The 20,208-nt window shown below is 55.4% G+C and carries 10 protein-coding genes; 5 read left to right on the forward strand and 5 right to left on the reverse strand.

Annotated features, from left to right (window positions below; genetic code table 11):
• Window positions 1-295 precede the first annotated feature (295 nt).
• The 5 genes from VK738_12570 to VK738_12590 all read right to left on the reverse strand — a co-directional run bounded on the left by VK738_12570 (window position 296) and on the right by VK738_12590 (window position 9,014).
• Window positions 296-1,981, reverse strand: a complete 1,686-nt coding sequence (locus tag VK738_12570) for a CRTAC1 family protein (protein ID HTD23483.1) — start codon at window positions 1,979-1,981, stop codon at window positions 296-298.
• Entirely contained in the window at window positions 1,978-2,607 is a 630-nt protein-coding gene (locus VK738_12575; protein HTD23484.1) for a response regulator transcription factor, read from the reverse strand. The genes VK738_12570 and VK738_12575 overlap by 4 nt, the downstream gene beginning before the upstream one ends.
• Complete coding sequence (locus VK738_12580; GenBank protein HTD23485.1) at window positions 2,597-4,057, reverse strand: ATP-binding protein; 1,461 nt, start codon at window positions 4,055-4,057, stop codon at window positions 2,597-2,599. The genes VK738_12575 and VK738_12580 overlap by 11 nt, the downstream gene beginning before the upstream one ends.
• Window positions 4,058-4,258: 201 nt before the next feature.
• A complete protein-coding gene (locus tag VK738_12585) occupies window positions 4,259-6,469 on the reverse strand; it encodes an acylase (GenBank protein ID HTD23486.1) in 2,211 nt (736 codons plus the stop codon).
• A gap of 142 nt (window positions 6,470-6,611) precedes the next feature.
• A complete protein-coding gene (locus tag VK738_12590) occupies window positions 6,612-9,014 on the reverse strand; it encodes a glycoside hydrolase family 3 N-terminal domain-containing protein (protein HTD23487.1) in 2,403 nt (800 codons plus the stop codon).
• Window positions 9,015-9,257: 243 nt separating this feature from the next.
• On the opposite strand from VK738_12590, the gene VK738_12595 reads away from it, so the two are divergent.
• From VK738_12595 to VK738_12615, 5 genes are all read left to right on the forward strand, one after another.
• Complete coding sequence (locus VK738_12595) at window positions 9,258-10,391, forward strand: substrate-binding domain-containing protein (protein HTD23488.1); 1,134 nt, start codon at window positions 9,258-9,260, stop codon at window positions 10,389-10,391.
• A gap of 474 nt (window positions 10,392-10,865) precedes the next feature.
• Window positions 10,866-14,468 (forward strand): carboxypeptidase regulatory-like domain-containing protein, encoded by a 3,603-nt coding sequence (locus tag VK738_12600; protein HTD23489.1) that lies wholly within the window; start codon window positions 10,866-10,868, stop codon window positions 14,466-14,468.
• 297 nt (window positions 14,469-14,765) lie between these two features.
• Window positions 14,766-16,544, forward strand: coding sequence for a CRTAC1 family protein (locus VK738_12605; protein ID HTD23490.1), 1,779 nt, complete (start codon window positions 14,766-14,768; stop codon window positions 16,542-16,544).
• Between the two features lie 103 nt (window positions 16,545-16,647).
• On the forward strand, window positions 16,648-18,969 hold the full coding sequence (locus VK738_12610) for a tetratricopeptide repeat protein (GenBank protein ID HTD23491.1): 2,322 nt from the start codon (window positions 16,648-16,650) through the stop codon (window positions 18,967-18,969).
• Window positions 18,970-19,223: 254 nt separating this feature from the next.
• Window positions 19,224-20,138: a substrate-binding domain-containing protein gene (locus VK738_12615; protein HTD23492.1), complete on the forward strand. Its 915-nt coding sequence runs from the start codon at window positions 19,224-19,226 to the stop codon at window positions 20,136-20,138.
• Window positions 20,139-20,208 lie beyond the last annotated feature (70 nt).

The following is a 20,208-nucleotide window of genomic DNA, read 5'->3' on the forward strand; positions in this document are numbered from 1 at the left end:
GCCTCGGATTGATTTTCGCCAATAATGACGCTGGTCAGACGCGATTTGGGCGCTTCAACGACCTGTTGGCAAGTGGATGGGGGGGTAAGTGTTTTTCGCCCGGGTAAAAATATGAGAATGGGTTTTGAGTAAGAGCAAAGAATACTTGTGATCCACTACTTGCCAGCCTCATGTATGTCATTGATTGTCAATGGCTTAACACCGCATGGACTACTCCAAGTAATGGGGGGTGGGAGTAATAAAAAACTGGGCCTCGACAAAAGGCTTTGAGATAACCACAAAGTAAATAATGGCTCTAGAAGCCTGCAAGCGGAGTAACTCCTTTACCCTCGATGCAGTTATAAGCGCGGCCGGCGGCAAGGTTCTTGAATTCTTCGGTCCTTCCGCTCGGCCATTGGACCACCGCAGAGTCAACCTTGTCATGCTTCCCAATCCCAAAGGTCACCGGCAGCTCAGACTGCGATAGATAGCTGGAACCGCTCTTCACCAGCCGGGACTGGCTGACGCCTGAGCAGGAGATGCGTACCGAAGCGCCAATGGCATCGCGGTTGGACTTAGTGCCCACCAGATGAAAACGAATGCTGCGATTGCCGGAAGACTGGTCGTTGCGGAACAGATAAGCAGGCCCGTTGTTGGTGGTCATCAGCAGGTCGAGATCGCCGTCCCGGTCGAAATCTCCGTAAGCCAGTCCTCGCCCAACTTTAGGCTGGGCGAATTCCCCTCCGGCGTCGAGGGCCACATCCGTAAATGTTCCCTTCCCGCTGTTCAGAAAAAGGTGTGGTGGTTGGGCATAGCCAACTCCACCACGAATATTGCGGACCGTCTCGTCGATATGGCCGTTGGCAACAATCAGATCGAGCGCGCCGTCCAGATTAACATCGAGGAACAGACATCCAAATCCCAGCGTGTTCCTTGAGGCCGGGCCCACGCCGGTTTTCGCCGCTACATCTTCATAGTTGCCGCGTCCATTCGATCGATACAAACCGACCATTTCGTTATCAAAGTTCGTAATGGCCACACCCGGGTTCCCTGAATTGTCGAAATCCGCAACGTCTACCCCCATCCCCGCGCGGGCCCTACCCTCTGTGCTGAACGCGATTCCGGCCTCTAACGCAACATCTTTGAACGTACCATTGCGCATGTTGCGATAGAGTTTGTTGGGCTGCGTGTCATTGGCGACCAGCACATCAGCCCAGCCATCCTGATCGTAGTCGAGCATGGCCACGCCCAGCGACTTGGAGCTCGCATCGAAAATTCCGCTCGGAGCCGTAACATCCTCGAATGTGCCGTCGCCGCGATTGTGAAACAGCCAGCAGGTTTCCCCGTGATAGGCTTCCGGCGTGCAGTAAGACTTGCGCTTCCCATCGAGGCTGCAAAATACATCGTGCTCAGCCGACCACTTAACGTAATTGCAGACCAGCAGATCGAGAAGCCCATCACTGTCAAAATCAAACCACAGGGCGGAGGTGCTGAGAGCCTGCCTCCCGGCAAGTCCGCTGGAGTGGGTGACATCAATGAACGTGCCTTTTCCCGTGTTGCGAAATAAGCGATTTTGACCTACGCAGGTAATGAATATGTCAGGATAGCCGTCGTTGTTGTAGTCCCCGACGGCAACACCCAAGCCATACATCTCCACATCGAGACCGGCGACGTGGGTAACATCCGTGAAAGTGCCGTTACGATTATTGCGATACAACCGGAGCGTGCTTCGCTGCCGTTTGTGGCCGGGCCAATCCATGCCATTCACCAGGAGAATGTCCTGCCAGCCATCACCGTCATAATCGAGGAAGGCGCAACCGGAACCCAGGGTCTCGGGCAAAAGCTTGCCTCCGTAGGCTCCGCTGTTGTGGTGAAAGTGGATGCCCGCCTGCTCATTTACATTTACCAATCGGAAGCCCGGATGCAGGCCTTCCCCCAGGGAAAAGGCGCTCACCGCAGGCGGAACAGCCAGCAGGCCTAATAGAAAGTCTCTGCGGTTCAAGGAAGGTTCACCAATCCGTTGCGAATACCGTAGGCAACAAGTTCGGCTGTCTTATGGAGTCCCAGGGCCTGCATCATGTTGGCGCGGTGAACGGCGACGGTGTTGGCGCTCAAATCGAGATCGCTGGCAATTTCCTTGTTGGACTTGCCGTCAACGATCAGTTGCAGAATCTGAAGTTCACGCGCGGTCAACCCGTGGCTTCGCTCACCTTTTTCGGTCACCTGCGGCGTGAGCTGGGGATCAAGCACCTGCTCGCCTGCGGCCACCCGTTTGACCGCCCTCACCAAGTCCAGGTCCATGGCATTTTTCAGAATATAGCCGCGGGCGCCGGCTTGAAGTGCTTTGCGTACCCAGGTGTCCTCTGAATGCATGCTCAACATCAATATGGAAGTCTGTGGTGAAATCTCAAGGATGCGGGTGGTGGCGACCAGTCCGTTGGTTCCCGGCAGCGCACAATCCATCACCACTACTTGTGGCTGCAGATCGCCAGCCAGGCGGATCGCCTCGGCGCTGTCGCTGGCTTCGCCGACGATTCGTATCTCCGCATCATCCTCTAAAATGCGCCGAAACCCGCGGCGCACCAACGCATGGTCATCTACAAGCAAAACTGAAATTTTAGCTTTCATGCAAATCCATTCTCGCCTTGGGAACACTCAGACGAACCAGTGTGCCGCCCTGCGCAGGCCGCAGGAATTCAATCTTACCGCTCAGCAGCTCGGCGCGTTCGCGGATGGCCACTAACCCGATTCCATGTTGTCTTGCCTGTGCTGCCAGACCTTTGCCGTGGTCTTCAACTTCGCAGATTAAGCCGTCAGGCAGATACTTCAACCGCACCCAGGCTTCCCCGGATTCCGCATGCCGGGTGACATTGTTCAGTGCTTCCTGGAGGACCCGATAGATGTGAATAGCCGCGCGGCCTTCCACTTGAAATGGGGTCCCGGATTTTTCATAGGTAATCGCAACCCCGGTTTGCCGTTCCACTTTTGGCAAATACCAGTCGAGCGTGCTCTCCAGTCCCGCCTCGTCAAGGGTCACTGGATGCAATGCCTGGGAGAGGGTACGAACTTTATCCAGCGCCGATTGCGTAATATCGCTGATCTCGTGTAAGTCGGGCAGCAGCGGAGATGCCGGCGACCGCGAGCGCAGACGCGACAGCATGCAACCAATGGCCGTGAGGATCTGTCCAAATTCATCGTGCAGCTCACGGGAAATATAACGCAGGGTGGATTCTTGTGTTGAAATCAACTTTTGGGCAAGCTCACTGCGCTGTTCAGAAACCGCAGAAAGCTGCGCAAAGAGCCGGCGGTTCGAATAGATGAGATATAGACCGGTGAACAGAATCGCAACCAATGCTCCCGCCAGAAAGACATAGACCTGGCGCTGGACGTGATCGTAAATCTGAGCGATGCTTAACGCTGTCTGTTCTTCGCTCTCGTTATTTTCGACCAGCAACCTCGCCACGGCCGTGTTCAAAGCAGCCTGCCGCGCCTGTAGTGAAAGCCTGATTTGTTCACGCGCTTCTTCTTCTTTGTTCTCTTTGGCCAGAGCAAAAGTGCGGTCCACTGCGTCCCAAAACTGTGCCAGTGAACTTCCGAGGTATTGCCTCTGCTCAGGCGTGCGCCGGCCCACAGCGACCTGGTCCTCGAGCCGGATGGCATCTTCCAAATCCTCACGGATGCGCTGGAATTGCCCCATCCAGGCTGTTAGAGGATAAGGTTCATCGTGGTCGAGCATGTCGCGCATGGCCAACCCAAGGGAATTCAGATCGTTCTGGATACGAAGCAACTGAAGTGAATCTTTGCGATTTCGGTCGGCCAAGTCTCGTTGTACCGTGCGCAACCGCGAGATTTGCAGGGTGATGTACCGGGAGTAAGACAGCACAGTTAGAAGCGTGATCGCCAGCCCGAACAAGAGAGCTGCGGTCGGAGACCGGCCCAGCGTACTCGCACGCGGCATTCTGCGGTGACTGAGGAAGCGCAAAATTTTCCTGGCGCGAGCAAGACCCGAAGCAAGCGGCAAAGCCGAGCGCAACGCTTCTCCCCGGCCTGCCAAGACACGAGTATTGCAGAGATTCATACCTCGAGCCAATCCGGATGATATCTTCTTAAGATATTGAATTCAAGATGGATTCGGAATGCGGCAACGACTACGGCTGATGACGAAAAAGCAATACAGCAATCCGAGTTCTTGCTACGTTCATTGAAATCTCAACAAGCTCCCCACGATTCCTGTTTTGGGGAACGATAGGTTCGAAGTTTCCTGGTTTTTTCTGATTCCTCAGCGCTTTGCCGCCGATACGGCCTCACGTTCTCCAGGACGATAATCAGCTTCGATATGTCCGCTCAGTTGCACCTGGGTGAACCAGACGGGTTTGGTCTTCATGGCAATGAAAAGGGATGCCTGGTCCGCGTAATGAGGTGATTTCTGGTCGAGAGTTGCTGAGCCGAATTGATGGATGCTTTCCGATGTGAGCGTGCCCGCCTTGTTCCAGGTAACAAACATGATGAAAGTGTCGCCACCCTCCGCTGACAGCGTACCGTCAGGCTGCTTCGCACCATAAACAGCGCGGTAGATATCAGGACCACCATCAATAGGGAGATTGACCTCACCTCGACGCAGGCGGTTTACCTCGCCCCACTGCGGATCGAGACGCCCGAAGTGCGCCTTAAGAGTCTGCATGGCCTCCCGCAGAGAGGCGATGATCTGGCTCTCGGACGGCGGCTGCGGCGTGCCTTTGATCTCTGTCCTGGCGCGAAGCACGGGCTCGGCCATCAGGATTGCGAGCGCCGCACCCCGGTTCGCGATGTTGGTCCTGTGGTCCCACCGCTTGAGGACTTCCTGTGCGTTCTGCAAATTGCTGCCATCGTCGTTTTTGCCGGGCTTGATCGCGATGGCCTGGTCAACGAGCTGAGCGACGTCGGACCGGGTGCTGTAGCTGAGATCGAATTTGTACGCGCGGAACGCTTCCTTCGTGATCCGGGAATCGGCGCCGTAGTTCTCCATTGCACGCCACGCCCGGTTGGTCATGTTGTTCTGAATTCCCAGCGTTGGCGAGAAGTCTTGTGGCCTGAGATCGTCTGACGGCGCAGCCGCGTGAAAGGGCGTGTTGTTTGAATTGAAGACAAGTCCGCCGCGAGGGTTCCAAATTTGCGGGATCTTGTCGAAAGGCAGATATCGGTGCCAGATCAGGTCCGAGCGGTCCCCCGGCAGGATATCCTGCCAGTCGAGCCCCTCTTGCCGCACCGGAAACAATCCGTTATACACGTACCCAATATTTGCCTTCTCGTCGGCATAGACAAAGTTGATGCTCGGTATCGCCTGCAAAGCCATGGCTGCACGCCAGTCCGCCAAAGTAGCGGCTTTATTCAGGCGGTAGTACTGTAGCGACTGGCGAACTTCATTGAGTCCGGCATAACGAATGGCGAACACGCCGTGATCGGTCTTCAATACCGGGCCCTGAGCGGCGTAAAGCACTTCCCGGTGTACGCTCCAGACCAGCGGCCCCCAGATTTTCACTCGTATTTTGGCATCGCTCTTCTCAAAATCACGCCATTGTCCATCGAGTTTGTACTGATTCGGGTTGGCGGGGTTGATGGTGAGCTTGTAAACGTCAATCAGATCTGGTTCATTGACTGTGTTGGCCCAGCCAAGATGCTCGTTGTGGCCGTGCAGCATGAAAGGCGACCCCGGGAAAAAACCGCCGGCGACATGCCAGCCCTCTCCGCTCTCCAGCACCGCTTCATACCACGAGACCGGACCCGTATAAGGCTGATGGGAATTAACCAGAAGGCGCGTTGCGCCATCCGCCGAGCGCGACGGTCCTACTGCGACGGCATTGGACCCCACAGGGACAGGCTCATGTGTGATCAGAAAAGCGTCCTGGCCGTCCAGGGAAAGAGACGCGACAGTATTGCTGCTCTCAGGACTGCTCAACTTGAGCAAAGCCTTGTCGAGCCCATAGAAGAAGGGTGTCTTGAAGACAAATCCCGCGGCCACGTCCTTGCCGGTGAATGGCAGCACGCCTCGTATTACCTTGTCATGATGAAGAGCCGCGTAGTAATTGACGCCGTCGGCATATGCTTCCAGAACCTCTCGCACATCTGCCGGGAGGTCACTCTCATACCTGGCATTGACCGTTTCCCATACCCGCAAAAAGTGGACGAGATAGTCGGCCACCGCCGCCTTCCGGCCCTCGGTCGCGGCAAGTTGGCCACGGGCCGCAAGCGTCACCTGTTGGAGCGTGAGGAAGTCGTCCTCGGACTGGGCAAAGCCCAACCCGAAACCTACATCCGCGTCCCTGGGGCCGATCACGTGCGGCACGCCAAAGGTATCGCGCTTGATTCGAACGTCATATTGCCGGGCCCTCTGAATGAGTGTGGCCCAATTGGGTGGCGGTGGCTGGTTCAGCCGGTCATCCACGACAAGGAACACGACGGCAGTGAGGAGCAATCCTGCCAGTGCGAGTAAAGTGATCTTGACAGCGCGCATGAATCTTTCGTGCCTCAGGCCCCGGGACTGTGAAACCTTAGCCTTGGGCGTTCTTATCTAGCCCCCGAATCTGCCGACTGATTTGGCTTGTGCTTGTGGCGGATTATATCGAAAAGACTGCTTCGCGATTGTGAAACAATCTCTAGCGTTGAGCGGAGATGGTCGTCGGTTCCGTGACCACTGTAAAGCCCTGATGCAGATCTCCCACCGATAGCTCGAACTCACCCGCCTCCACTACTGGCTTGTTCTCGGGGCCAATAAATGTAAGGTCATCGCGATTAAGTGTGAACTTGAGCTCCTTGCTTTCACCGGGGGCGAGCGAGATTTTTGCAAACCGCTTCAGCCGCTTCACGGGCGGAGTAACAGTGGCGAACTTTTGTGTCAGGTAGAGCTGCACGACTTCTTTTCCAGCGCGGTCTCCTGTGTCTTTGACGGTGACTGATACCTGCAGAGGCTGGTTCGCGCTCACTTGTTTTGCACTCAGGCGCAAATCCGAATACCGGAAGGTGGTGTAACTCAGCCCACTACCGAACTGAAACTCCGGTTGAAATGAGGTGGATCCAGAATCGGTCTCCTGTTCTTCCGAGAAGCGGTGGTCATAGGTGAGCAGGGTATTGGGATGGCTGGGATAGGTGAAGGGAAGCTTGCCATCGGGATTGTATTCACCGAAGAGGACATCGGCAATCGCCTGGCCACCCTCATTACCGGGATTCGGGGCGAGCACAATCGCCTTGGCCAGGCCAGCGATGCGGTGAATGATACGCGGGCGTCCCTCGGTCAGTACCAGCACAATCGGCTTGCCGGTGGACGCAACCTGTTCTGCCAGCCGCAGTTGCGGCTCGGGCAAGGTGAGATCATCAATGTCGCCGGGTGTCTCCGCATACGACATCTCTCCCAGGCAAAGGATGACCATGTCGGCATTTTTGGCAGCATCCACTGCAGCGGCAATGTCCAGCTCTTTGTCGAAAGAAGTTCCGGGCACGTAGACGACATTCTCGCCGCCAGTTTTCAATCCCAATTTGGAACTGAGCTTTAACTTCACTGCCTGGAGGATGGTTGGCTTGTCCTTGGGATAAATGTCGGCCTTAGCTCCCTGCCAGGTGTACGTCCATCCATTGTTCAGGGAAACGAGGGAGTCAGCGCCAGGTCCGGTCACAAGAATTTTCCCGGAAGATGTAAGCGGCAGAACCTTGGCCGAATTTTTGAGCAGAACAATGGATTCTCGCGCAGCCTGCAACGCTGTTTTCTGTGCCTCCGGAGAACCCAACTGCACGCCGGATTTCACGCCTAGCAACGGATCGCGAAACAACCCGAGCTCCATCTTCATAGTGAGAATGCGGCGCACCGCCTCGTCAATCCGGCTCATGGGCACGCCGCCCTCGTTGACCAGTTCCGTTAAAAGATCACTGAAGCTGTAGTCACGGGGAACCATACTCATATCAATACCGGCCATGATTGCCACGCGGGTGGCCTGCTTTTCCGTGGCGGTATAGTGGTGCAGCGTGGCTAGCCTCTTGATGTCTTCCCAATCTGAAACCACCACTCCCTGAAAGCCCAACTCCTTGCGCAGCACATCGGTCAGCAGATAATGATTGGCGTGTCCGGGGATCCCGTTCACTTCGCCGGAATCCACCATTACCGAGTGTGCGCCGGCCTTCACTGCGTCGGCGAACGTGGGCAGAAAATATTCCCGAAGCGTGATCTCTGGAATCAGCGCCGGCGTGCGATCGTGCCCGCTGCGCGGAAAACTATAGCCAATATAATGCTTGAGACAAGCGGCCACCTGGGATGGCGAATCAGGATTGTCGCCCTCATATCCGCGCACCGCGGCGACGCCCATCACCCTGGCCAAATAAACATCTTCGCCGAAGGTCTCGTAGAAGCGCGGCCACAGGGGCTGTCTTCCGATGTCGAGGATGGGGGAAAACGTCCACGGAATACCGCTCGCTCGCGTCTCGGCGGCGGCGATGTGGTCGGCCCGTAGCATGAGCTCAGGATTCCAGGTTGCGGCCATGCCAATGGGTTGCGGGAACAGCGTGGCGCCACGGATGTAGTTTGCGCCATGGATGGTATCAATGCCGTAGAGGATCGGAATTTTGAGACGTGATGCGGCGGCTTCCGCCTGAATCTGGCCCAGAATCCGATGCCATGTTTCCGGGGGAAGCGCTTCGTTGTAAACGTTGAGAAACGATCCTACCCCGTACTCGGCGATGGCCTTCTTCAATTTCTCCGGATTGATCTTCAGCTCCTGGTCTTCGCCATCGGAAATCATCAGGATATCGAGCTGCGTCATCTGCCCGACTTTTTCTTTCAGAGTCATCTGCGATAAAAGCTTTTCAACCGCGGCGGAATAGTCTTTCGCTGGTCCCTGAGGAGTAACGTGGTTCAGCAGAAACTGCTGGCTGTCGAGTACCTCGATCTGCGCCGCAGCTTCCTGGTTCGAAGCTGGGGAATCCGAGGTTCTCTGCTGAGCCGCAAGCGGCATCAAGACAGAAAGGGCAAAGCAGGCAATACACAGGGCTAGAACTCGTTTTAGGGTGGTCATATTGGCAGCTTGTAGGAGGGACATTCTACAACGTGCGGGGCAGCCGTTTCAATCGTTAACGTTAACGTCGCGTCCAAGTGCGAAAACATGCTATACCTATATTGTGTCGCATTCTGGTATTGTGTCGCATTTCTGGGGGATTTATCAGCCTTGTCAGAACCGATTTTGTCATCTCAGCCAATCTGAAGCTCTATATATGTAGTTATTTATGTGAGGATAACGAAGTTGCTGCCGGACGGAGTCATGAAAAAAAGGGCCGGGATCAAGCAAATCGCTGAAGTCGCGAAGGTCTCGATTGGAACAGTTGACCGCGCTCTCAATGGCAGGCCGGGCATCAGCGAGGCCACGCGCCAGCGCGTGCTCCGGATTGCAGAAGAATTACTCTACCAGCCTAACCTCGCTGCTCGGGCACTCTCGAGAGGCGGTACAAATCTTAAGATAGGTGTCTGCGTTCCACGTGAGATCCACTTTTACTATGACTACGTCTGGGAAGGTATTCTCAGTGAAGCCAGGCGCTACTCTCAGATGGGAGTCGAATTCCTGAACCGCCCCGCCCCGACGCTTGGTGAAGGCGATGACGAACTGCTCCGTAGTTTTCTCAAGGATGGAGTACATGGGATCATCCTGGCTCCCGGGAATCCCGATGCAATCACACCTCTGATCAACGAAGCCGAAGAAAGAAGCGTGCGCGTGGTCTGTGTAACAACCGATGCCCCCCATAGCAAACGGTCCAGCATTATCGGTGGCGAACCCAAGCTGGCAGGGGCGATGGCCGGAGAATTGATGGCCAAATTTGTGCTGCCGGGCGCTGAGGTCGCCATCATCACGGGCCAGTTATTCACGGAGGATCAAAGGAAGAAAACCGAAGGTTTTTCCGAATCTTTCCCGAAGCACTGCGAGGATGGCAGGATTGCAGCCGTTGTCGAGGCCCACGAAGACGAGGACGAGTGCTTTTGCAAGACATTTGAAATCCTGGGCGAGATTGCGAACCTTGCAGGTATTTACGTCAATACTTCAAACTCTCTGCCGGTTTGCCGCGCTATCGGCGCACGTAAGCTCGCTGGAAAAGTGAAATTGATCACGAGCGACCTCTTCCCCGATCTAGTGCCGTATTTCGAGAAAGGCACTATTTCAGCCTCTATCCATCAGCGACCCCATCGCCAGGGACAACTGGCGGTACGCCGACTGCTGGACAACCTGCTGCAAAATACGCCTTTCACAAAAACCAACTTCGTGAATCCAGGATTTGTATTGCAGTCGAATCTTCGGTTCTTCCGCGAAATTCAACGACCACTCTCTCCGCGACTCGGACCAGCAAATTCCCCTGGGAGGTTTCTCGAAAACGTTGAGGATTTCTCCTGGCAACATGACGTGTAACTTAAGACCGCCTTCCGTTAACGTACCGCATTTACAGGAATGCGTCTTTTCTAAGGTTCTCGCCCTTCGCCCCCGATACGCATTTCACCCGGCCTTGAGTCACGGTTTACCAAACCGATATTGTTCGCCTTCTAGCTGAATTTTTCTTGAAAATTGCCAAAATTTCTCTTGACAACTCGTCTAGTGCTTTTATATTATCGCGCTCCAACGTTAACGTACACGTTGGAGGTCACCCAATTTTCATCAGGGGAAACCTCATGATCGATAACATGTAAGGTTTTTTCAACTAACTGAAAATAAACAGGTTAATTAACGGACAAGAAAGAGAATTAGCCATTTCTTTTTGCGTATTTTGCAGCAAAAAAATCTATCGTCAATTGGAGGGTTATTATGCATTATCGGTCTCGTGGTGTAGTTCAAAATAGTGCCATAAAACGCCAAGCTTCTTCCTTGGTAGTTCCTGTAAAAAGACCAATGATGTTACTCGTGGGAGTCACCTGTCTGGTGCTGGCCCTGAGTCTTGCACCGGCAGTGTTCGCGCAGACTGATACGGGTTCCGTGCGGGGCACCGTGACGGACGAGCAAGACAAAGCCGTTACCGGAGCCGACGTCACGATGACCAACGTGGACACGGCATATTCGCGAAGCAAGAAGACTGACGCGGATGGCAACTACGGGTTCCAGAGCCTTCCGGCAGGTCGCTATACTTTGAAAGTGGCCGGCACTCAAGGCTTCAAGACATTCGAAGAAAAAGACATTATCCTCCACGTCAACGACAACCTGACGCTTGACGCCAAATTGGTAGTCGGGACCGCTACCCAAACGGTGGAAGTAATCGCCACCCCGAACGCGGTTGAGCTGACCACTGCTGAATTGAGCGGCACGGTTGAGGGTACCCAGATCACTCAATTGCCGCTCAACGGCCGGAGCTTCGCCCAGTTGCTTACGCTGGTTCCGGGCGTAGAGGTTGATGCTGGCTTTAGCTACGACAAGAAAGGCCTTAACGGCGGCGCAGACATCTCCGTTAGCGGCGGCGCCTCGAATGCAAACCTGTTTCTGGTGGATGGCGCCAACAACGTCGACGTGGGATCGAACCGCACCATACTTGTTTACCCCTCCCTTGACTCCATTCAGGAGTTTAAGGTCGAGCGCAACAGCTATAACGCCGCATTCGGTGGAGCCGGCGGCGGCGTCGTCACCATCGTCTCCAAGTCGGGAACAAATGGTTTTCACGGCAGCGCCTATTATTTTGGCCGCAATGACCTTCTCGATGCCAAGGACCCCGTTCTTAATGCTATCGACCCGAAATCCAAGAAGAATTCGATTCGCCGCAACGACTTCGGATTTTCCTTCGGGGGACCCATCAAGAGGGACAAAATCTTTTTCTTCGTATCGGAGGAATGGAACCGGCTGATCCAGGGTGTAGTGAAGACCGCTCATGTACCCACGCCTTTGCAGCGTACCGGTGACTTCTCCGACTCTGCCCTTGATACTACCTTCAGCAGCGGCAGTACTGTTGGTTGCCTTCCGACTGGCGGACTCCACGATCCGAATCCAACAAATCCTGGCGGCGCATTTACGGCGTCCCCCTCCACTCCAGGTGTCATAGACATCATCCCCGCGGGACGCCAGGGTAAGGCTGGGTCTACGATCCTGAACACTTATTTCTTGCCGACGCTTCCTAAGGGAGCCCCTAACTACGGGTGCGGCACCAACTGGGCGAAATCGATTGGTCAGCCGACCTTCTATCGCGAAGATAGCGTCCGCGGGGACGTCAATCTCAGCAAGTCACTACAATTGATGTTGAAATATACGGGTGATTCCTGGAATTTTGGTCCTTCCGCCGTAGGCAATAGTGGGTGGGGAGCTGATTCCGGGGCATCCCAGATCCAGGAATCGTGGAGCCAGCCGTCGCGCATTGCCGTGGGCAAGTTGAGCAAGGTTTTCGGCGCCAGCGCGGTGAACGATTTCCAGTTCTCCTACTCGGCGAATCGGATCAATATCGGTCAAGCAAATCCGGCCGTGGCACAAGCTCTCAACCAGGTGATTCCAACATTTTTCCCGTCGGCGGGGAATGTGGCCAATCAGCCTCCGGTGTGGATTAATGGTGGCGGCCTTCCGACGATTTGGAGCTTCGCTCCCTGGAGCAACCGGGAAGACCTCTTCGCCTGGCAAGATGACTATTCGAAGGTCATAAACCGCCATACTCTGAAGCTGGGAGTCATTTACAGCCACAATGCCAAAGATCAGGACAACTTCTCCCAGAAACAGGGCGTGACCTTTGGTCCGGGCGGATACAACGGCTGCAAGAACGTTGGCGATCCAGGGTGTGCGGGCCTTGCCTTCACCAACACCGGCTATGGCCCGGCTGATTATATTCTGGCGAACATGGGGTTCAACTGGGGCGAACAGAACGTCATTTTCAAAAAACAAGGCCGCTGGCAGAACTTTGAGGCTTATGTCAACGACGACATGAAGGTAACCAACCGCCTGACGCTGAATTTGGGTATTCGCTATTCCTTCCTGCCCAATCCCTACCAGGCGAATGACCAATTGACGGTATTCAACCCCATTGCATTTAATCCCGCGCTCGGCAATGCGCCCTGCAACGGCTTGTTGTACTCGCCGGGCCTCAGTTCAAATCCTTGTCCGGCGGGAACGGGCGGAATGGTTGGGCCCAACCGTTCAATTCAACACAACTTTTATATGGGCTTTGCGCCCCGGCTGGGTGCGGCTTGGGATCCCACGGGCTCAGGCAAGTGGTCCATACGGGCAGGATTCGGTCAGTTTTACAACCGTGACGATATCTATGTGACGGACGGAACCGCCGGTAGCAACCCGCCATTCGTTGCCAGCTTCAATTCAGTAAACGGCAACGGCCGGTTCCTGGACAATACCAACCAGCTTCCCGCCTGCGCCCCGAACTGCTTTGGCACGGGTTTAGGGATTCCCAATATTGGCCAGGACCTCAATTCCCGGGCGCCCTATACCCTGCAATACAATCTGACCATCCAGCATGAAGTGTGGAAGGATGCGCGCGTGGAAGTGGGCTACGTCGGCAGCCGAACAAAAAACTGGACGAGCAAATATGACGCCAACGCCATCGCTCCGGCTAACAGGCTGGCCTTTGCACAATCGAATGGCAATGCGGCTGGAAATTTGCTCAGGCCTCTCAATGCGCTAACTACCGGCGAATTGCCGTTTTTCTCGCATCGCGGCAGCGGGCGGTACGACTCGCTGCAAACGGCGTTTACCACGCGCTTCCAGCGCAATTCCCTCTTCCAGCTAAGCTACACCTACTCCAAAACGTTTTCGGATACATACCTGCACGTCAACAATGGAAATGGAACTGGTGGGCTTGTTTTAGATCCGTTCAATCGTAGAGCTGGCTACGGGCTCGCTTCCATCAACCGGCCACACATTTTTTCGGCCAACGTGGTCTACAACCTACCTACCTTGCAGGATACGCCGCGGTTTGTTCGCGGTCCCTTCGGCTCATGGCAACTCAGCTCGATCATCAATCTATCGAGTGGGTCCTCCTATACACCATTTATCGGAGGCATATCGAATGTTAACGATCCGTCCGGCATTGGCAACGGTACGGGCAATGCGCTCTTCTCTCAGATGCCCAACATAGTACCGGGACAGCCCTGCAGAAACCCCAGCTTTGACAACTTCCAATGGATCAACCCGAAGCGTTACACGATGAATGGGTTCAAGTTGGGCACGATCGGAAACGCCCCCATCGGCGACTGCCTTGGGCCGCCCACCCGCACGGTTGACTTCTCAGTGTCGAAGAACTTCCATCTAACCGAGCGGGTAGAAATGCAGTTCCGGATGGATTCTTTCAATCTCTTCAACCATCCGAATTATGGCAACCCCGGCGGCGCTATCGGCTTCAACGCTCCGAACACCGCTGGTAGTCCCGAGTTCGTGGACAAGAATGGAAACTCGACAACCGTTCTGGCGAATGCAGTTTCGATCCAGAACAGTACGCCTGCTGCTCATCCCGGTACGGTAGGCACCCAATCGGACCGAAGCCGAGAATTTCAGTACTCGATCCGGTTCGTCTTCTAAGGTGTTGGGAGAATCCGATGTTGAAATGTCCCGCTGGCAACCACGCCAGCGGGACATTTTTTACTCTCTCAGCTCGTTGAAAAACACCAATGTCGCATCTCTTTCCGTCTCCGATCTGTCCTCGACCAAAGCGGCTCTGTCGAAAATACACAAGGGCGTCTTATGTGTGGATGGGTTGCGGCGCTGTCGAATCGGCCGATCGCGAATTGAGGTTTGCTTTAGGGAAAAAAGTTGTCTATGTTTAAGCCACACATGTTCAGGTATCCCTCAAAATCCTGGCTTCTCCTGATCTTTTTCATGTTTTTCAATCTGACGGCGCAGGGCCAAGGGCCTCAGGCTGTTCCAGCTCCAGTGCAGGTACCGCCGCCCGCGAAACGCGCCCCCTCTGGCAAGAAGGAGCGGAGCGCGTTTCCCCCGGTCCCAACTTTTAAAGACATTGCCAAGGAAGTTGGCCTTACCGTTTCTCACATAGCCGCCCCCGAAGCGCATTACGTGATCGATTCAACCAGCGGCGGTGTCGGCCTATTTGACTGCGACGACGATGGTCGGCTGGATGTTCTCCTGGTGAATGGCTCGACCGTAGAGAGATTGCGCCAGGGCGGCGACCCCATGGTTACTCTTTATCACCAAGAGCCAAATGGCACTTTCAAAGACATTACCAAGGAAGCCGGTCTGACAAGGCTGGGCTGGGGTATGGGCGTTGCCGTCGCTGACTACGATAACGACGGCAAGCTCGATCTATTTGTCACCGGCTACAACGGCAACGTGCTCTACCACAATCTGGGCAATTGCAAATTCGAAGACGTCACCGAGAAGGCCGGGGTCCGCGGTGGAGGGTTCAGCACGGGCGCAGCATGGGGTGATTACGATCGCGACGGCAACGTTGACTTGTTCGTCGCCCGCTATTCGCACCTGGACATGAATAATCTTCCGCAGTTCGGCAGCAAGAAATTCTGCCGGTTCAAAGGCATCCTCGTCCAGTGCGGCCCCTGGGGCCTGGAAGGCGAATCCGATTTTCTTTATCACAATCGTGGTGACGGCACTTTTGAAGAGGTTTCAGTCAAAGCCGGCGTCCACGATGCCATCGGCTATTATGGCCTCGGCGTGATGTGGGCCGATTACGACGACGATGGCTGGCCCGATCTCCTGGTCGCCAACGACTCCGTGCCCAACTATCTCTATCACAACGATCACGACGGTACATTCACCGACGTCGGTTTGCTGGCCGGTGTTGCGCTGAGCGGTGAAGGCCTGGAACTTGGGAACATGGGAGTGGATTTCGGCGACTACGACCACAGCGGACGCTTGAGCTTTTTTGTTACCCACTTTGAAGAGCAGCCCAATTCGCTGTATCGCAACATGGGCGCCAAGGGTTTCGATGATGTGAGTTGGACCTCTGGAGTGGGCCCGCCCGGCTATCCTTACGTTGGCTGGGGCACGGCTTTCTTTGATATGGATAACGATACTTGGCTCGACCTTCTTGTAGCCAACGGCCACGTGTATCCGCAGATCGACACGTTGGAGGGCGGCCCTCGGTATCGTGAGCCGCTCCTTCTCCATCGCAATAATCGTGACGGCACCTTTGACGAGGTCTCCAAGGAATCCGGCCTCGCCGCTCTCCCTCTTCATTCCCGCCGCGGCGCCGCTTTTGGCGACGTCTTCAACACCGGAAATATTGACGTCCTGCTCTTAAACGTCGGCGAGCCACCCTCTCTCCTCAAGAACATGAATGCCGACGGCTATCACCGCGTCCTCTTCAAGCTCATCGGCACAAAAAGCAACCGCGCCGCGATTGGCGCCCGGGTGACCATCCGCGCAGCCGGTGTCCAGCAATTCAGCGAAGTGCGCGGCGGAAGCAGCTACCTGTCGCAGAACGACTTGCGCTTGCATTTCGGTCTGGGCACCGCCGGCAAGATAGAATCGGTGCAGATTCGCTGGCCGAACGGTAATGTGGAGCCGCTCCAGGATGTTGCTGCTGACTACATTTATACTGTCGTTGAAGGGAAAGGGATCCAGGACAGGAAGCCGCTACCTCCTCTGTCTCCCGGACACAGTACGCCGAGCGGCGCTCGTTGAACGGGCCGGAACTTCTTCAATGCGGGCCGCGGCCCTCGTCACAAATTCCGCCGACGATCCCATGTTTTCGGTTCGCAAGTGAGCTATCTCTTTGAATGGTCTCTTGAAACGCATCTCGGCAAGCCTCATGGTGATTGCTACGCTGGCGGCGTCGTTTCCTCGCGCCAGTCGAGCAGCCGATAATCCCGCCAAGACCCTCCAGGCGGAGTTTCAGGCCGCCAAGGCCTCCTTGGCGTCAGGCGATCTTGCCTCGGCGGAAAATCATTACATTGACACGATCGTGCTTGGTTTGCGCCAGATCGCACATCTCTCTCTCTCCCTGGGAGAAACCGATCAGGCCGCTGCTTATCTGGACTCCGCGCTGAAGCTCAAGCCGGGTGACGTTGAGACTCAGGTGGATGCCGCCGGCGTTTGCTTCCGCAAGGGAGAAGCCGATAAGGCGAAGGAGCTGCTGAAGTCTGTTGTAGCTAAAGAGCCGAACCATGCGCGGGCACGCGGCCTCCTGGGCCGAATTTATGTGTTCGAGGGAGATTCTGATAGTGCGATCCAGGAATTGAAGGCTTCGCTAGATGCCGAGGATGATTTCGAGACCGGCTATTTTCTTGGAATTGCCTACTTGACGGCAAAGAAGTTGCCCGAGGCCTCAGCCTGGTTCCATCAACTTGAGTCCAGGATGGGGGAATCGGCGGCGCTCCATATGATGTTTGGCCGGGCTTATCTGGTCGCCAAGATCCCGCAGCAGGCTATCCCTGAATTTCGCCAGGCGATTAGGCTTGATCCGAAGTATCCGCGCGCTCACGGCTTTCTCGGATACGCCTATCTTGAGCATTATCAGGAAGAAGGTTACCCCCAGGCGCGCGAAGAATTCGAAAAAGAGGTTAAGCTCCATCCCGATGAATATCAGGTGCTGGAACTTCTGGGAATCGCGGACGTGAACTTGCGCGACTATCCTGCGGCAGAAGTTGCTCTTCTCCACGCAGAGCGGCTACAGCCCAAGGAGACTTCCGTCTATCTCTATCTGGGCGAAACCTACGCGGCAACGAATCGCATCCAGGCAGCGGTCGAAGTTCTCGAGAAGTACGTCAGTATGGTGGGTAACCCGGAACAAGACAAGCTGCGCGAGGTCAGCCGGGCATACTATTTGCTCGGGCAGAATCTGCGACGGCTCGGCCGCGAAGAGGAGGCCAGAAAAGCGCTGGTACGCTCCCAGCAGATACGAGAAGCGAAGTTCAAGTACGATGTGAAGCACATTTTCGATGAGAAGAAAAGTCCGGAAGATGACCGCGAGAGTCGCGTTTCGGACCCTGTCGCTGACCTGCTTGAGGCGGGTTCCCCGGAGGAAAAGCAAGGCGCGCAGACCATGATCCAGCAGGGCTTGCCGGCGGGTCCGGTGACCAGGCAGCCGGCCACGGCGAAAGAAACGGAAGCAGCCAGGCAATACCATTCCTTTGTCGGGGAAATTCTGGGCAGTTCCTATAACGACCTGGGCGTGATGCGGGCCAAAGACTCAAAATTTCCCGAAGCCGCTGAGTTTTTCAGGCAGGCTTCCGCGTGGGAGCCCGATCTCCCGGGCCTGGACCGCAACTGGGGATTAGCCAGCTTCCGTGCCGAGCTCTACCAGGAAGCTGTTCCACCGCTCGATCGCCAGCTCAAAGCGCATCCCGACGATTCCTTGATCCGCCAAGTTCTAGGCCTTAGCTATTCCATGTTGGAGAACTATCCGAAGGTTGTTGATGTTCTCCACCCCTTGCTCGAAAATCCGCCCGACGATCCTGGCCTGCTCTTGGCGTGGGGTACGGCTCTGGTACGCACGCGTCAATCCGGAACTGCTGCAGGTATTTTCCGCCGGCTTCTGGAGCAAAATGCCGACAACGCCTCGGTCCACCTCTTGCTTGGGAAGGCCTACGCGCAACAGGAAGATTATCCCAGCGCTGTCAATGAGTTTAGCAATGCTCTGCGGCTCGATCCCCGGCTTTCAGAGGCTCACTATTACACCGGTCTGGTCTATCTACAGCAGAACGAGTTCGAATCTGCCGCGCGGGAATTTCGCGCCGAACTCGACATAAGCCCGGGCGATGCGCACACAATGTACCATCTTGGCTATACGCTGCTCTTGCAAGGCCAATTGCAGGAGTCTGTTGCCCTTTTGCGCCAGGTTGTCAAGGCCATTCCCGATTATGAACTGGCTTACTTCGAGCTCGGGCGCGCCCTCCTGCAGCAGGAAGATACAACCGGCGCCATTGAAAGCCTGGAAACAGCCAAAAAGCTTGCCCCTGATCACGACGCCGTGTACTTTCAATTGAGCCAAGCTTATCGTCGCGCTGGCCGCGTGCAGGAAGCCGGACTGGCGCTGGCGGCTTACCAGAAACTAATAGAGGCGAACAGGCTAAAGAAGCGCAAAAGCTTGGAGATAGACAAGCCCTAACCCCACGACGAACATTGGCTCCGGACCTTCCCAAAACGGATTTTGCTTGATCCCGTGAATACGTTCTCTGGACATTCGTCCCGCAATCGTGGATCACTATCGCAGCTTTGCAAAAATCCTCAAGAAAACGGATAATGTACGACGAAAATTTGGGGTTCTGCGAGTCGACGCTACTAGAGGGTGGCACTTACTAAATATCTCTTTCAAGTCTTTCTGCGTGAGGCAAGCTACGATATGATTTGTAACGAGCTGACATGAAAAAGTTCAAGTTCCTGGTCGCTCTTACGACCCGAGATAACGACTATCAGCAGGAACAGGAGGCAACGGCTCAAGAGACGGCACGGCGCCTTGGCGTCGATGTGCAGATCATCGATGCAAACAACGATCCCATCAACCAAAGCCAGCAGTTGCTGGAATTCGTTCAATCGACAGTAGGGCGTCCCGACGCCATTATCGTGGAGCCGGTCGGGGGCACGGCTCTGCCCACCGTGGCCCGCGCAGCCGCCGGTGCCGGAATCGGGTGGGTTGTGCTCAATCGTGAAATCGATTACGACGCCGCAGAGATTCGCAGGATCCGCAATGTTCCGGTCTTCCGCATAACTTCAAATCACAAAGAGATCGGCCGAATCCAGGGGAGACAGTTTGCGGCGCTTTTGCCCAAAGGCGGTTCGATCCTTTATATAGAAGGTCCATCCCACAGTTCGGCTGCGCAACAGCGAGCTGCCGGCATGCAAGAGACCAAGCCGGCAAATATCCAGATCAGGATGCTGAAGGGCGAGTGGACGGCGGAAAGCGCTCAGCGCGCGGTTCAGTCCTGGTTGCGTCTCTCCACATCAGCCCAAGCTCGGATTGATTTGATTGGCTGTCAGAATGATTCCATGGCGCTGGGCGCGCGCAACCTATTTCAAGAGTCTGCCAATGCCATCGAAAGAGCGCGTTGGCTGAGCCTGCCCTACACCGGCTGCGATGGCCTGCCCCAGGGCGGGCAGAAGTGGGTCCGCGATGGTTTGCTGACCGCAACGGTTGTGGTCCCAGCAAACACCGGGCTCGCCATCGAAATGCTGGTCAACGCCCTCCACAACAGCGTGGTGCCGTCCGACGAGACGTTGACGGCGGCGAGTTCCTATCCTTCGCTCGAACAATTGGCCGCAAGATCAGCCAAAGAGTAGCCGGAAAACGCTTTCGGCTATCTCACCTGCAAGCTCTGCAACATCCTCTGATAAGTGGGACTCAAGGCGG

It is taken from the genome of Terriglobales bacterium, assembly GCA_035487355.1.
GTDB lineage: Bacteria > Acidobacteriota > Terriglobia > Terriglobales > Acidobacteriaceae > QIAW01.